Annotated in this window: 14 protein-coding genes and 1 pseudogene; 6 read left to right on the top strand and 9 right to left on the bottom strand. The window is 58.9% G+C overall.

From position 1 onward, the window contains the following. Positions 1–91: 91 nt before the first annotated feature. Complete coding sequence (locus LOY68_RS25435) at positions 92–718, top strand: response regulator transcription factor (protein WP_054045186.1); 627 nt, start codon at positions 92–94, stop codon at positions 716–718. Between the two features lie 43 nt (positions 719–761). Here LOY68_RS25435 and LOY68_RS25430 read toward each other — a convergent pair whose 3' ends face one another. From LOY68_RS25430 to metG, 8 genes and pseudogenes are all read right to left on the bottom strand, one after another. Continuing rightward, entirely contained in the window at positions 762–941 is a 180-nt protein-coding gene (locus LOY68_RS25430) for a PA3496 family putative envelope integrity protein (protein ID WP_007898493.1), read from the bottom strand. A gap of 106 nt (positions 942–1,047) precedes the next feature. Continuing rightward, complete coding sequence (gene nth, locus LOY68_RS25425; protein WP_054613670.1) at positions 1,048–1,686, bottom strand: endonuclease III; 639 nt, start codon at positions 1,684–1,686, stop codon at positions 1,048–1,050. Positions 1,687–1,711: 25 nt separating this feature from the next. Beyond that, on the bottom strand, positions 1,712–2,284 hold the full coding sequence (locus LOY68_RS25420; protein WP_265040613.1) for an Rnf-Nqr domain containing protein: 573 nt from the start codon (positions 2,282–2,284) through the stop codon (positions 1,712–1,714). After that, a complete protein-coding gene (locus LOY68_RS25415; RefSeq protein ID WP_265040611.1) occupies positions 2,277–2,888 on the bottom strand; it encodes an RnfABCDGE type electron transport complex subunit G in 612 nt (203 codons plus the stop codon). The genes LOY68_RS25420 and LOY68_RS25415 overlap by 8 nt, the downstream gene beginning before the upstream one ends. Beyond that, positions 2,885–3,876, bottom strand: a pseudogene (locus tag LOY68_RS25410) (RnfABCDGE type electron transport complex subunit D). The gene LOY68_RS25415 and the pseudogene LOY68_RS25410 overlap by 4 nt, the downstream one beginning before the upstream one ends. Then, entirely contained in the window at positions 3,863–5,074 is a 1,212-nt protein-coding gene (gene rsxB / locus LOY68_RS25405) for an electron transport complex subunit RsxB (RefSeq protein WP_265040609.1), read from the bottom strand. The pseudogene LOY68_RS25410 and the gene rsxB overlap by 14 nt, the downstream one beginning before the upstream one ends. Continuing rightward, positions 5,071–5,640, bottom strand: coding sequence for an Rnf-Nqr domain containing protein (locus tag LOY68_RS25400; protein WP_265040608.1), 570 nt, complete (start codon positions 5,638–5,640; stop codon positions 5,071–5,073). Before LOY68_RS25400 ends, rsxB begins: the two co-directional genes overlap by 4 nt. Before the next feature lie 206 nt (positions 5,641–5,846). Continuing rightward, entirely contained in the window at positions 5,847–7,898 is a 2,052-nt protein-coding gene (gene metG / locus LOY68_RS25395; RefSeq protein ID WP_163912425.1) for a methionine--tRNA ligase, read from the bottom strand. Between the two features lie 331 nt (positions 7,899–8,229). Here metG and apbC point away from each other — a divergent pair, with 331 nt between their 5' ends. Further along, entirely contained in the window at positions 8,230–9,324 is a 1,095-nt protein-coding gene (gene apbC / locus LOY68_RS25390) for an iron-sulfur cluster carrier protein ApbC (protein ID WP_265040606.1), read from the top strand. A gap of 117 nt (positions 9,325–9,441) precedes the next feature. Here the strand turns inward: apbC and LOY68_RS25385 are convergent, their stop codons facing one another. After that, a complete protein-coding gene (locus tag LOY68_RS25385) occupies positions 9,442–10,200 on the bottom strand; it encodes an SDR family oxidoreductase (protein WP_054045171.1) in 759 nt (252 codons plus the stop codon). Positions 10,201–10,366: 166 nt separating this feature from the next. On the opposite strand from LOY68_RS25385, the gene LOY68_RS25380 reads away from it, so the two are divergent. The 4 genes from LOY68_RS25380 (at position 10,367) to groL (ending at position 13,879) form a co-directional block, all read left to right on the top strand. Beyond that, positions 10,367–11,098 carry a HugZ family protein gene (locus LOY68_RS25380; protein WP_163912431.1) on the top strand — a complete coding sequence of 244 codons (732 nt, stop codon included), beginning with the start codon at positions 10,367–10,369 and terminating at the stop codon, positions 11,096–11,098. Between the two features lie 66 nt (positions 11,099–11,164). Continuing rightward, a complete protein-coding gene (locus LOY68_RS25375; RefSeq protein ID WP_054045168.1) occupies positions 11,165–11,644 on the top strand; it encodes an FxsA family protein in 480 nt (159 codons plus the stop codon). 247 nt (positions 11,645–11,891) lie between these two features. Next, the gene (locus LOY68_RS25370) at positions 11,892–12,185 is read left to right on the top strand and encodes a co-chaperone GroES (protein WP_054045166.1); all 294 of its coding nucleotides are present in this window, start codon (positions 11,892–11,894) and stop codon (positions 12,183–12,185) included. Between the two features lie 50 nt (positions 12,186–12,235). After that, a complete protein-coding gene (gene groL, locus LOY68_RS25365) occupies positions 12,236–13,879 on the top strand; it encodes a chaperonin GroEL (protein ID WP_133838179.1) in 1,644 nt (547 codons plus the stop codon). The last annotated feature ends 134 nt before the right edge of the window (positions 13,880–14,013 follow it).

The raw sequence follows: 14,013 nt of genomic DNA, 5'->3' as shown, positions 1-14,013 counted from the left end.
GGGTGCTCGGGGGGTACGCCATGCCACGGGTGAAACGACTAGGCTATTGTGCGGGCTCTAAAAATTCGAACAGCGAAAATTGGACTTGCCCATGAATAAAGTGCTGATCGTGGATGATCACCCTGTCATTCGTCTTGCGGTGCGTTTGCTAATGGAACGTCATGGCTACGAAGTCATCGCAGAAACAGACAATGGTGTGGATGCATTGCAACTGGCCCGCGAACATATGCCGGATATTGTCATCCTGGATATTGGTATACCGAAACTGGACGGGCTGGAAGTCATCGCGCGTCTGACATCGGTAGCGCTGCCGTTGAAAGTGTTAGTGCTGACCTCACAGGCACCTGGACATTTTTCAATGCGTTGCATGCAATCGGGGGCCGCCGGTTATGTTTGCAAACAACAGGACCTGACTGAACTGCTGAGCGCCATCAAGGCGGTATTGTCGGGCTACAGTTATTTCCCTAATCAAGCCTTGCATACCGTTCGCTCCAGTCTTGGCAATGCCAGTGAAGCCGATATGGTGGATCGTTTGTCGGGGCGGGAAATGATGGTGTTGCAACAGCTGGCCCGTGGAAAGACAAACAAGGAAATTGCCGATGGAATGTTCCTCAGCAACAAGACGGTCAGTACTTACAAAACCCGTTTGTTGTTGAAGCTCAATGCTCGCTCGCTGGTGGACTTGATCGAACTGGCCCAGCGCAATGGCCTGGTATGACGACACTCAGTAAAAAGCCTCCGTTTCGGGAGGCTTTCAGGTGTCATAGATCAAAATCGTAATCGGCCAATTGCTTCTGCAGTCGGCGCTCCTCCAGCAGATTGTCGATGGTGCGGCGCTTGCTCAGGTTGGTTTTTGCCACTTCAACCACCGGTTCAGCGTCATCGGCTTCAACAGGGGTGAAGTCGTCTTCTACGTCCAATTGCTCTTTGCCAGTGCTCATTTTGTTACTCCAGGCTAAGACTGCCTTTGGCGCTCCTTATATCGACATTCTCCCGGCGGGTAAAAAAGATTTTTTCAATCGGTGAATCAATAATTCTAATAGCGCCTCAATCGTCGGATGTCTTTTGCTTGTATTCGCACAAGTCCTCGATCCGGCAACTGCCGCAGCGGGGCTTACGGGCCAGGCAAACGTAGCGCCCGTGGAGGATCAGCCAGTGATGCGAATCGAGCAGAAATTCCTTGGGCACGAATTTCATCAGCTTGTTTTCCACCTCGACCACATTCTTGCCGGGAGCAATCCCGGTACGGTTGCTGACCCGGAAGATATGGGTGTCCACGGCCATGGTCAGCTGACGGAATGCCGTATTGAGCACCACGTTGGCGGTCTTGCGGCCGACGCCGGGCAAGGCCTCCAGCTCCTCGCGGGTCTGAGGCACTTCGCCGCCGTGTTTTTCCACCAGCAGGCGACAGGTCTCGATCACGTTCTTGGCCTTACTGTTGAACAGGCCAATAGTCTTGATGTACTCCGTCAGCCCTTCGACCCCCAAGGCATAAATGGCAGCGGGGGTGTTGGCCACCGGATACAGCTTCGCCGTGGCCTTGTTGACGCCGACATCGGTGGACTGCGCTGAAAGAATCACCGCGATGAGCAATTCAAATGCAGAGGAATAGGCCAGTTCGGTCTTCGGTTCCGGGTTGTCTTCGTGCAACCTGCGAAAGATTTCGTAACGTTTTGCGGCATTCATGGGTGATGCGTTTCCTCGAAAGCGGTCAGTTTGAGGGGCGAAGCCAAGCTTGTTTTGCAGCGATCAGCAGCCCCAGCAGAATAAATCCGCCGGGGACCAGTGTGGCCAGGCGCAAGCCACCGTCGGCGGTCAGCACCCAGCCGGGCCAATCCAGCCCGCCGACCAGCCAGGACAGATGCGCGCCAACAGTGCCGTTGCCGACGAGTTCACGCAGCAACCCCATGCCCATCATCAGCGCGCCGAACAGGCCACACAGGCGCAAGCGATCGCGCCAAGGGCTCTGGAAAAATTCATTGCTGTCCAACACGACGCATTGCAAGGCAATCAGTCCGGCATACAGCCCCAGGTTTTGCTGCCATTGCAGCGACCAGGCTTGCCCGGCGAGCTCGGCGCAACTGGTCAGCGCGGCCGCCAGCAAAACCCCGGCCGGCACGCGTGCCCACGGAACGAGTCGGGGGCGTACGGGCCCCATTCCCGCCCCATATGCAGCAATCACCACCACGAACATCAGCCACAGGCCCAGGGCGGTCATCAGGGAACTAGTGACGCCGATCAGCGGCGCCAGCATCAGCGAGTTCTGCACAGAGGCTTTATTCACGGACGCCACTCCCGATCAGTTGTTGCCGGTGTTCATCAAAGTAGCGCAACGCATCATGAATGGCGTTGATCACCGCTCGCGAGGTGGTGGTCGCCCCGGCCATTTGATCGAATTGTCCCTGATCCTTTTTCAGCGCCCAGCCATTGTCAGCGGGGTCGGTGCGCGACTTGCCGGTGAAAAGGTGCAGCCAAGCGTTCGGCCAGTCGGCGAGACGACCGCCCAGGCCTGGCGTTTCCGACTGCTTGAGGGTTTTGACGCCGAGCAGTTTGCCGTTGGCGTCGATGGCAATCAGCAACTCGATGCTGCTGGTGTAGCCCACAGTCTGGCTGCGCAGCAACACGGCGTTGGGTTGGCCAGCCTTGGTTGCCAGGTAACCCGTCAGCAATGTGCTGTTGCTCAGCGAGGTATTGTCGAGGACCAGTGGCTTTTGCAGCGGCTGATTGTCGTAACTCTCGGGCGGCAACATATCCAGCAGCGTGCGACTGTCGATCAGCCGTTGTTCGGCGGCAATGCGCTCGGCACTGGTGTGTTGAACAAGGTAGGTCGCGCCGATTCCCAGGCCGGCCAACAACACCAATGTCACAACGCTGGTCGCCCGGTTCATGGTGCGCTTCGCTCCTGGCGGCCGGCGACAAACCGCTCCAGCGCCGGTACACAGAGGTTCATCAGCAACACGGCAAACGCCACGCCGTCCGGGTAACCGCCCCAGGTTCGAATCAGGTAAGTCAGCAGTCCCACACCTGCGCCGAACATCAGCCGGGCACCAGGGCTTTTGGCGCCGGACACCGGCTCCGTGACGATAAAGAAAGCACCGAGCATGCTCGCGCCAGTCAGCAGGTGAAACAACGGCGAACCATGGGAATCCGAGCCCGAGCCGTTCCAGCACAGCAGGCTGATGATGAACAGACTGGCGAGCATGCCCACCGGCGCATGCCAACTGAATACCCGTTGCTGCAGCAGGAAGGCGCCGCCGGCAAGGAACGCCAAGTTGACCCATTCCACCCCGCGTCCGCCGAAATGGCCGAACGCCGAATTGCCGGCGAACAACTCATCCATGGTCAGGCTTTTGTTGATGCGCAGGCTGTCCAGCGCCGTGGCCTGGACCCAGGCATCCGGCGTCTGGCTGAAACTGAAGCCGAAGATCTGTTGCAGACCACCGAGCAGGTCCATGCCATGCGATGACGGCCAATGCGTCATCGGCTGGGGAAAGCTCACCAGCACCAGGGCGAAACCAAGCATGGCCGGGTTGAACGGGTTTTTGCCGACGCCGCCATACAGGTGTTTCCCGAACAGCATGGCTGCGGCTGCCGCACTGACCGTCAGCCACCACGGGCAATAGGGCGGTAACGCCAACGCCAGCAACGTCGCGGTGACCAACGCACTGCCGTCGCTCAAGGTCGGCTGGATGGCACGTTGGCGTAGCTTCAGCACAACGGCTTCCACCGCCAGCGCCGTAATCGCGGTCAGAATCAGATTGATCAATACGCCCCAGCCGTACAGCCAAAACAACGCCAGCGCCCCGGCACGGTGGCCAGTAATACCAGCTTCATGGCCTGCTGAAGGCGTTCGTCTACCGATTCAAGGGGCGACATAAGCCTCCACCAGACGTTCGGCTTCCAGCAGTCGGGCGCGGGCCTTGTTCATCAACTCGGCAGGCGTATCGGATTGTCGCTCCAGTTTGCTGACGTCGGCGCGGGCGTAGGCCAATTCGGTTTTCAACTGACGAAGTTGGTTATTGATCGGGCGTTTTTCGATGCGCTGCAAATCTGGCAACGGTTGATCGCTGACGGCTTCTGCATCGTGCAACGCTTGTTCGGCGTCTTTCAGCGCCTGCTCCAGTGCCTCGATCTGCTGTGCCGGGGCTTCGTTGGTTTGCGCTTTTTTCAAGTCGGCGCGGCGCATGGCCAACTGGATTTTTGCCCGTTTCAGCTCTGCATCTTTTGCCGGGGCGACCGGTGCCGGAGCTGGCGGTGCGCTGCTTTCCAATTGCGCCAGTGCTTGTTCGGCCGCTTCGAATTGCTGTTGCAGCACGATCAATTGCGACTGTTGCTCGAAGGTCGGTGGATGCCCGAACGCCTTCAGTGATTTGTTCAATTGCGCGCGACTCATCGCCACGTCGATCTTGGCTTTTTTCAGCGCCGCGTCAGCGGTCGCGGCTTTCTGCGCACGGACTCGCTCAAGGGCGGCTTGCACCGGATTGAGCGTTACTTCGCTGGGTTGCGCGGCACGTTGGGCGCGGGCCTGGCGTTCGGCGACTTTCTGTTGTTCTTCACGTTGTAGTCGGGCGTTGCGCTGTTCGAACCGACGCCGTGTCCGATTACGCTTGGTGGCCCGGGCCCGTTGTTCTTCTAGGCTGAACGCCAGGCCACCGACAATCGGCAGCACCGTGGCCAGCGGCAACGGGTGCATTTCGATGCAGTCCACCGGGCACGGCGCCACGCACAGGTCGCAACCGGTGCATTCATCGACGATCACGGTGTGCATCAGTTTCGCCGCGCCAACGATCGCGTCCACCGGGCAAGCCTGGATGCACTTGGTGCAGCCAATGCATTCGGCTTCGCGAATGTAGGCGATCTGCGCCGGTGCCGAACCGCGACTGATGTCCAGTTCCAGCACCGGCACTTTCAACAGTTCGGCGAGGGCGGCGATGGTTTCACTGCCGCCCGGCGGGCACTTGTTGATCGACTCGCCGCTGGCAATACCTTCGGCGTAGGGCTTGCATCCGGGATGGCCGCACTTGCCGCATTGGGTCTGGGGCAGGAGGGCGTCGATGCGTTGAATCAGACTCATGTTTTGATCAGTCCACTGAATCCGAGAAAGGCCACTGCAATCAGTCCGGCGCCGATCAACTGGATCGGCAAGCCACGAAAGGGCAGGGGAACATCGTTGTCACGTGTGCGCTGGTGCAAATCACTGAACAGGCTCAATACCAGCCAGAAACCCAGCCCCGCGCCAAGGCTCAGGGCAGTGGCGTGGAAAAATCCCTGGTCGTCCCGGGCGTTGAGCAAGGTCAGCCCGAGCACGCCGGCATTGCCCAGCAGCAACGGCCAGAGGCCTTCGAACGAAAGTTTTGGCAGTAATCGCGACAGCAGCTTCAGAAGCGGGGCGATCAGCAAAACGCTCAACGGCAGGAACACGAACAGGCGCAGGCTCGTCAGTTCCAGTGGCACCAGTAGCCAATGATAGAGCGCATAACCGAGCATACCGACGATCAGCATCAGGCTCGCCGTGGCAATGCCCAGTGCGTGGACCTGCCTTTGCTCCGAACCCAACAGCGGATCGACGCCCAGCGGCCACTGCAACACGAGGTTGTTGATCAGGGCGGCGCTGATAAGCGTAAGGAGCAGTTCGGTCATGATTGTCCGTATCTTGCGGGCTGCTGAATATCTCCGTAGGAGCTGCCGCAGGCTGCGATCTTTTGATCTTAAAAAAGCAAGATCAAAAGATCGCAGCCTGCGGCAGCTCCTACACGGTGAGGCAAGGGCTGAGAGTAATTATGGGCCAGACATGAAAATCCCACAGTCACGCCAGGCACGACTGTGGGATTTGTTCAGCAAAGTACTTACTTGATGCGCTGACCCGGCTTGGCGCCGCTGTCGGGGCTCAGCAAGTAGATTTCTTCACCGCCAGGACCGGCCGCCATCACCATGCCTTCGGAAATCCCGAACTTCATTTTGCGCGGCTTGAGGTTGGCGATCATCATCGTCAGGCGACCTTCGAGCTTGGATGGATCGGGGTAAGCGCTCTTGATCCCGGAAAGCACGTTGCGTTGCTCGTCACCGATGTCCAGGGTCAGGCGCAACAGCTTGTCGGCGCCTTCCACGGCTTCGGCCTTGAGGATCAGCGCAACCCGCAGGTCGACGGCGGCAAACGCGTCGAATTCGATTTCCGGCGACAGCGGTTCCTTGACCAGTTCACCGTTGCCGGCGGGTGCCGTTTCACCAGTGTCGGTAGCGCTGGCGGTCAGGTCTTCTTTCGAGGCGTCGGTCATGGCTTGGACTTTTACCGGGTCGATGCGGGTCATCAACGGTTTGAACTCGTTCAACTGATGATTGCTCAGCAGTGTGGCGTGGTCGTTCCAGGTCAGCGGCGCGACATTCAGGAACGCCTCGGCGTCGGCAGCCAGCAACGGCAGTACCGGTTTGAGGAAGATCACCAGTTGGCGGAACAGGTTGATGCCCAGGGCGCAGATGGCCTGGACTTCGTCGTGCTTGCCTTCCTGTTTGTTGAGCGACCATGGAGCCTTGTCGGCGATCCAGGCGTTGGCGCGGTCGGCCAGGCCCATGATTTCGCGCATGGCGCGAGCGAAGTCACGCGCCTCGTAGGCGTCGGCGATGCTTGGCGCGGCGGCCAGGAACGCGTCGGTCAATTCCGGCGCGGCGTTACCCGCCACCAGCACACCGGCGTTGCCTTTCTGGATGAAACCGGCGCAACGGCTGGCGATGTTGACGACTTTGCCCACCAGGTCGGAGTTGACCTTCTGCACGAAGTCTTCAAGGTTCAGGTCGAGGTCGTCGACGCCACGGCCCAGCTTGGCCGCGTAGTAGTAACGCAGGTATTCCGGCGACAGATGATCCAGGTAGGTCCGGGCCTTGACGAAGGTGCCCCGGGACTTGGACATTTTCTGACCGTTGACGGTCAGGTAGCCGTGCACGTTGATGCCGGTCGGCTTGCGGAAACCCGCGCCTTCGAGCATCGCCGGCCAGAACAGCGCGTGGAAGTTGACGATGTCCTTGCCGATGAAGTGGTACAGCTCGGCGGTCGAATCCTTGGCCCAGAATGCGTCGAAATCCAGGTCCGGACGACGGGCGCACAGGTTCTTGAAGCTGGCCATGTAGCCGATCGGCGCGTCCAGCCACACGTAGAAATACTTGCCTGGCTCGCCTGGAATCTCGAAACCGAAGTACGGCGCATCGCGGGAGATGTCCCACTGTTGCAGGCCGGCGTCCAGCCACTCGGCGATCTTGTTCGCCACGGCGTCTTGCAGGGTGCCGCTGCGGGTCCAGGCCTGAAGCATTTCCTGAAAGTCCGGCAGTTTGAAGAAGAAGTGCTGGGAATCCTTGAGCACCGGGGTGGCGCCAGAGATTGCCGACTTCGGATCCTTCAGGTCAGTCGGTGCGTAAGTCGCACCGCATTTTTCGCAGTTGTCGCCGTACTGGTCTTCAGTGCCGCATTTCGGGCAGGTGCCCTTGATGAAGCGGTCGGCCAGGAACATTTTCTTTTCCGGGTCGAAGTACTGCGTGATCGAGCGCTGGGCAATGTGCCCGGCGTCGCGCAGCTTCAGGTAGATCTGGCTCGACAGCTCACGGTTTTCTTCGGCGTGAGTGGAGTGGAAATTGTCGAAGTCCACCAGGAAGTCGGCAAAGTCGGCGCTGTGTTCAGCCTGGACGTTGGCGATCAGTTGTTCCGGGGTGATGCCTTCCTTTTCCGCGCGCAGCATGATGGCCGAGCCGTGAGCGTCGTCGGCGCAGACATAAATGCATTGATTGCCGCGGTGCTTCTGGAAGCGCACCCACATGTCGGTCTGGATGTATTCCAGCATGTGGCCAAGATGGATCGAACCATTGGCATAGGGCAGGGCGCTGGTGACGAGGATCTTGCGTGGCTCGGACATGGGGCTCGGCTACTTGATGAAACGGAGGTCGGCCACTATAAAGCGCTGGCGCATATTTTTCACCCCCGGCACAGGCCATCACGGTCCCTTGTAGCAGCTGGCGAAGCCTGCGTTCGGCTGCGAAGCAGTCGTAAAATTGGACACGGAGGTGTTTCAGGCAGTACGCGGTGTCCGGTTTGGCGACTGCTGCGCAGCCGAACGCAGGCTTCGCCAGCTGCTACAGAATGTGTGTGGTCATGGGATAATTGTCACATCCTGAAAGCATGCCGTCCGGCCTGTAGAACAGGTACGATACCCGCCTGATTTTCCAGTCTTGTTATCGGAGTTGCCCATGAGCGCCGTCAATCGCGCAGCGGTGGAAGCCGTCCTTCGCCAATACACCGACCCTTATCTGAACCAGGACCCGGTCAGCGCCGGGTGCGTGCGCAACATCGACATCCAGGGCGATCGCGTCAGCGTCCAGCTGGAACTCGGTTACGCCGCCGGCCTGTTCAAAAGTGGCTGGGCTCAGATGTTGGAAATGGCCATCCAGAACCTGAACGGCGTGAGCAGTGCTCGTGTCGACATCACCAGCGTGATCGCCGCGCACAAAGCCCAGGCACAGATTCCGGGCCTGGCCAACGTCAAGAACGTTGTCGCCGTGGCTTCGGGCAAGGGTGGCGTGGGCAAGTCCACCACCGCCGCCAACCTGGCGCTGGCGCTGGCCCGTGAAGGCGCGAAGGTCGGGATTCTCGACGCAGACATCTACGGTCCGAGCCAAGGCATCATGTTTGGCATTCCAGAAGGCACCCGACCGAAGGTCAAGGATCAGAAGTGGTTCGTGCCGATTGAGTCCCATGGCGTCGAAGTGATGTCCATGGCGTTCCTGACCGACGACAACACGCCGATGGTCTGGCGCGGCCCGATGGTCTCCGGTGCGCTGTTGCAATTGGTGACACAAACCGCGTGGGGCGATCTCGATTACCTGGTCATCGACATGCCGCCAGGCACCGGCGACATCCAGCTGACCCTGGCCCAGAAAGTCCCGGTAGCGGGTGCAGTGATTGTCACCACCCCGCAGGACCTGGCCTTGCTCGACGCACGCAAAGGCGTGGAAATGTTCCGCAAGGTCAACATTCCGGTGCTGGGCGTAGTGGAAAACATGGCCGTGCACATCTGCTCCAACTGCGGACATGCCGAGCATCTGTTCGGTGAGGGCGGCGGGGTGAAACTGGCCACTCAGTATGGCGTTGAACTGCTGGCGTCGTTGCCGCTGGCGATGGCCATCCGCGAACAGGCCGATGGCGGCAAGCCAACGGTAATCGCCGAGCCGGACAGCCCGATTGCGCTGGTTTACCAGGAACTGGCCCGCCATGTCGGCGCGCGGATTGTGTTGCAGGAAGCGGCAACCCCGGCGATGCCGAATATCACCGTCAGCGACGATTGATCTGAGTTGACTGTTAAAAGATCGCAGCCTCGTTTCACTCGACAGCTCCTACAGGGGAATGCAAAAACCCTGTAGGAGCTGTCGAGTGAAACAAGGCTGCGATCTCTTGATCTTTCCTTAAATCCGCAACCCGCCATCCATCTCCAGAATCCGGCCGGTGTAATAGTCGTTCTCGAAAATGTACGCCGCCGAATGGGCGATCTCATCCGGCTTGCCCATGCGCTTGAGCGGAATCCCGGCGGTCATTTTCTCCAGTGCTTCCGGCTTCATGCCCAGCGTCATCTCGGTTTCGATAAAGCCCGGCGCGATGCCCGCGACACGAATACCGTAGCGCGCCAGTTCCTTGGCCCAGGTCACAGTCGCCGCTGCCACGCCGGCCTTGGCCGCCGAGTAGTTGGTCTGACCGACGTTGCCGGCGCGCGAGATCGACGAGATATTGATGATCGCGCCGCTGTTTTTCAGCTCGACCATTTTCGCCGCGACTTCACGGGTGCACAGGAATACGCCAGTCAGGTTGACGTCGATCACCGCCTGCCACTGGGCCAGGCTCATCTTGGTCATCTCGCCGTCTTTAACCTTCAGCAACAGCCCGTCGCGCAAGATCCCGGCATTGTTGATCAAACCATGGATCGCGCCGAAATCTTCGGCGACCTGGGCGACCATGTGCGTCACCTGCTCTTCATTGGCGACGTTGCACAGGTAGGCGCGGGCTTCGACGCCCTTGGCCTTGCACGCGGCAACGGTGTCATCGAGCTTTTCCTGGTTCAGATCGACCAGCGCCAGTTTCGCGCCCTTGCCGGCGAAATACTCGGCCATCGAACGGCCTAAACCCTGGCAACCGCCAGTGATAATGATTACTTTGTCAGTGAGTTGCATTCGCATGCCCCAATAGCAGGTCGCAGTGGTGATCCTTGTAGAGAGCCTCTCGATCTGCACCTGATGTGGCCTGGTTGCACATGAGAACTGCCCCGATGGCGTACTGGATACTTATCCCCAGGCGCCTGTCCGTTTTTTCGACGGATTCTATATAAGGAGTCATAAATTGAGCGTTGAAGCGGCCAAGAATGCCCGAGAATTGCTTCTCAAGGAATACCGCGGAGTGCTTTCGACGCACTCCAAGGCCATGCCCGGTTTCCCTTTCGGTTCGGTGGTTCCGTACTGCCTGGACGAGCAGGGCCGGCCGCTGATCCTGATCAGCCGCATTGCCCAGCACACCCACAATCTGCAAAAAGATCCTAAGTGCTCACTGTTCGTGGGCGAGCGCGGGGCCGAAGACGTACAAGCCGTCGGTCGCCTGACCTATCTGGCTGAAGCTGAAAAGATTGAAGACGCCGCCGCTGTCGATGCGGCCGCCGAGCGTTACTACCGCTACTTCCCGGATTCGCAGAACTACCACAAGGCGCATGATTTCGATTTCTGGGTGCTCAAGCCCGTGCGTCACCGCTACATCGGTGGCTTCGGCGCGATTCACTGGGTCGATCAACTGACCCTGGCCAACCCGTTTGCCGGCAAAGCCGAAGTGAGCATGGTCGAGCACATGAATGCCGACCACACCAAAGCCATCGCCCACTACGTAGAACTGGCTGGTCTGCCAAAAACCGAACCGGCGCAACTGGCCGGTATCGACACTGAAGGCATGCACCTGCGCATTGGCCAGGCGCTGTACTGGCTACCGTTTCAAGCCCCATGTAATACGCCGACACAAGTGCGCGAAGCCTTGGTTTTCCTGGCTCACGCCGAGCATTGGCCAAAAAATGAAGTGGCCGACGCTTGAATTCACGATATGGCGACGTCATCTAAGGAACACTGGCAAGGCATTCTTGCGTTGAGGAACCATTTGATGCGCCCTTTTTTATTGCTCTTTGTACTGTTTCCGGTGTTGGAGCTGTTCGTATTCGTCAAGGTCAGCGGGGCCATCGGGTTTTTCCCGGCCCTGCTGCTGATCATTCTCGGCTCGATGCTCGGCGTGTTCGTGCTGCGCATCGCCGGTCTGGCTACTGCACTGCGGGCCCGTGAAAGCCTGAACCGCGGCGAGCTGCCGGCCCAGACCATGCTCGAAGGCTTGATGCTGGCACTGGCGGGCGGTCTGTTGATTCTGCCGGGCTTCGTCACTGACGTGCTGGGCCTGATCATGCTGATGCCGATCTCTCGCCGTCTGCTGGCGAACAAGATGCGCCAGCGCGCCGAAGAACAGGCGATCCGTCAGCGTGCATTCGCCGACGACCTGCAATCGCGCGGCGGTCCTGCCCCACGCCAGCAACCGTTGGGCCGCGAGCCCAACGTGATCGAAGGCGAGTTCGAACACCACGATCCCAAGTAAAGCGTTTCAGCTGCACGGCACCTTCGGGTGCCGTGTTCGTTTGCGGGCAGCAACATGAAAAAATTTGCTTGCTCGCCCTTGTAATAAGCTTATGCGCCCTTATGTAACGGTCACCGCAAGGTTTCTGGCGATCATGCCAGACAGACTTCCGCGGTTCGCTTGACGAACCGCACCCGGCACCGCCGGATTTGTTAAACCCGCCGGGAATACACCGGCCGATGAAAACCACAATTAGGAGAGATCGACAATGAAGCTTCGTCCTCTGCATGACCGCGTCGTCATCCGTCGCAGCGAAGAAGAAAAGAAAACCGCTGGCGGTATCGTCCTGCCAGGTTCGGCTGCTGAAAAAGCCAACAGCGGCGAGATCCTCGCTGTCGGTACCGGCCGTGTGCTGGAAAACGGTGAAGTGCGTGCACTGGCCGTAAAAGTGGGTGACAAGGTTGTGTTCGGCCCGTACTCCGGCAGCAACACTGTGAAAGTTGACGGCGAAGACCTGCTGGTAATGGCTGAGAACGAGATTCTCGCTGTTATCGAAGGCTGACTTCCCCGCTCATTTTCCCGCTACTACAAAGTATTTAAGGAATATCGATCATGGCTGCTAAAGAAGTTAAATTCGGCGACTCCGCCCGCAAGAAAATGCTCGCCGGTGTAAACGTCCTGGCTGACGCAGTAAAAGCGACCCTGGGCCCTAAAGGCCGTAACGTGATCATCGAGAAGAGCTTCGGCGCTCCGACCATCACCAAGGACGGCGTTTCCGTAGCCAAAGAAATCGAACTGAAAGACCGTTTCGAAAACATGGGCGCGCAGCTGGTCAAAGACGTTGCCTCCCGTGCCAACGATGACGCAGGCGACGGCACCACCACCGCTACCGTTCTGGCTCAATCGATCGTCAACGAAGGCCTGAAAGCCGTCGCTGCCGGCATGAACCCGATGGACCTGAAGCGCGGCATCGACAAAGCGACCATCGCTATCGTCAAAGAGCTGAAAGCCCTGTCCAAGCCTTGCGCTGACACCAAGGCAATCGCTCAGGTCGGCACCATCTCGGCCAACTCCGACAACTCCATCGGCGACATCATTGCCGAAGCCATGGAAAAAGTCGGTAAAGAAGGCGTGATCACCGTTGAAGAAGGCTCGGGCCTGGAAAACGAACTGTCGGTTGTTGAAGGCATGCAGTTCGACCGTGGCTACCTGTCCCCGTACTTCGTCAACAAGCCAGAGACCATGACTGCCGAGCTCGACGGTCCGCTGATCCTGCTGGTCGACAAAAAGATCTCGAACATCCGCGAAATGTTGCCAGTACTGGAAGCCGTTGCCAAAGCCGGCCGTCCACTGCTGATCGTGGCCGAAGACGTTGAAGGCGAAGCCCTGGCGACTCTGGTTGTGAACAACATGCGTGGCATCGTTAAAGTCGCAGCCGTCAAGGCTCCAGGCTTCGGCGACCGTCGCAAGGCCATGCTGCAGGACATCGCCGTCCTGACTGGCGGTACCGTTATCTCCGAAGAGATCGGTCTGAGCCTGGAAAGCACTACCCTGGAACACCTGGGTAATGCCAAGCGCGTGATCCTGTCCAAAGAAAACACCACCGTGATCGACGGCGCCGGCGTTGAAGCTGATATCCAGGCTCGCGTTCTGCAAATCCGTCAGCAAGTGGCCGACACTTCGTCCGACTACGACCGTGAAAAACTGCAAGAGCGTCTGGCCAAGCTGTCCGGCGGCGTTGCAGTGATCAAGGTTGGCGCTGGTTCCGAAGTTGAAATGAAAGAGAAGAAAGCCCGCGTTGAAGACGCCCTGCACGCTACCCGTGCAGCCGTTGAAGAAGGCGTGGTACCTGGCGGCGGCGTGGCACTGGTTCGCGCTCTGCAGGCTATCTCCGAACTGAAAGGCGACAACGCCGATCAAGACGTTGGTATCCAGTTGCTGCGTCGCGCTGTTGAAGCGCCACTGCGCCAGATCGTTGCCAACTCCGGCGACGAGCCAAGCGTAGTTGTCGACAAGGTCAAGCAGGGTTCGGGTAACTACGGTTACAACGCTGCTACCGGCGAATACGGCGACATGATCGAAATGGGTATCCTGGACCCGGCTAAAGTGACTCGTTCGGCTCTGCAGGCAGCGGCTTCCATCGCCAGCCTGATGATCACGACCGAAGCCATGATCGCCGAGATCAAGGAAGAAGGCTCGGCTGGCGGCGGTATGCCAGACATGGGCGGTATGGGTGGCATGGGCGGCATGATGTAAGCCAGCCTTACCCCTGTATTGAAAAACCCCGCCTGCGAAAGCAGGCGGGGTTTTTTATTGCCTTCTATAAAGGACAAAGTCAAAAGATCGCAGCCTTCGGCAGCTCCTACATAAGGGCGGCGTACACCCTGTAG

Origin of the sequence: Pseudomonas sp. B21-053 (genome assembly GCF_026016365.1) — a bacterium.
GTDB lineage: Bacteria > Pseudomonadota > Gammaproteobacteria > Pseudomonadales > Pseudomonadaceae > Aquipseudomonas > Aquipseudomonas nunensis.
Note: the sequence above shows the minus strand (reverse complement) of the source record. Positions and strands in the feature narration are given on the sequence as shown.

Coding starts and splice junctions, on each gene's coding strand:
- LOY68_RS25430 (WP_007898493.1), bottom strand. CDS start 941: ATGAGCACTGGCAAAGAGCAATTGGACGTAGAAGACGACTTCACCCCT.
- metG (WP_163912425.1), bottom strand. CDS start 7,898: ATGTCCGAGCCACGCAAGATCCTCGTCACCAGCGCCCTGCCCTATGCC.
- nth (WP_054613670.1), bottom strand. CDS start 1,686: ATGAATGCCGCAAAACGTTACGAAATCTTTCGCAGGTTGCACGAAGAC.
- LOY68_RS25400 (WP_265040608.1), bottom strand. CDS start 5,640: ATGACCGAACTGCTCCTTACGCTTATCAGCGCCGCCCTGATCAACAAC.
- rsxB (WP_265040609.1), bottom strand. CDS start 5,074: ATGAGTCTGATTCAACGCATCGACGCCCTCCTGCCCCAGACCCAATGC.
- LOY68_RS25435 (WP_054045186.1), top strand. CDS start 92: ATGAATAAAGTGCTGATCGTGGATGATCACCCTGTCATTCGTCTTGCG.
- groL (WP_133838179.1), top strand. CDS start 12,236: ATGGCTGCTAAAGAAGTTAAATTCGGCGACTCCGCCCGCAAGAAAATG.
- LOY68_RS25385 (WP_054045171.1), bottom strand. CDS start 10,200: ATGCAACTCACTGACAAAGTAATCATTATCACTGGCGGTTGCCAGGGT.
- LOY68_RS25415 (WP_265040611.1), bottom strand. CDS start 2,888: ATGAACCGGGCGACCAGCGTTGTGACATTGGTGTTGTTGGCCGGCCTG.
- LOY68_RS25375 (WP_054045168.1), top strand. CDS start 11,165: ATGCGCCCTTTTTTATTGCTCTTTGTACTGTTTCCGGTGTTGGAGCTG.
- LOY68_RS25370 (WP_054045166.1), top strand. CDS start 11,892: ATGAAGCTTCGTCCTCTGCATGACCGCGTCGTCATCCGTCGCAGCGAA.
- apbC (WP_265040606.1), top strand. CDS start 8,230: ATGAGCGCCGTCAATCGCGCAGCGGTGGAAGCCGTCCTTCGCCAATAC.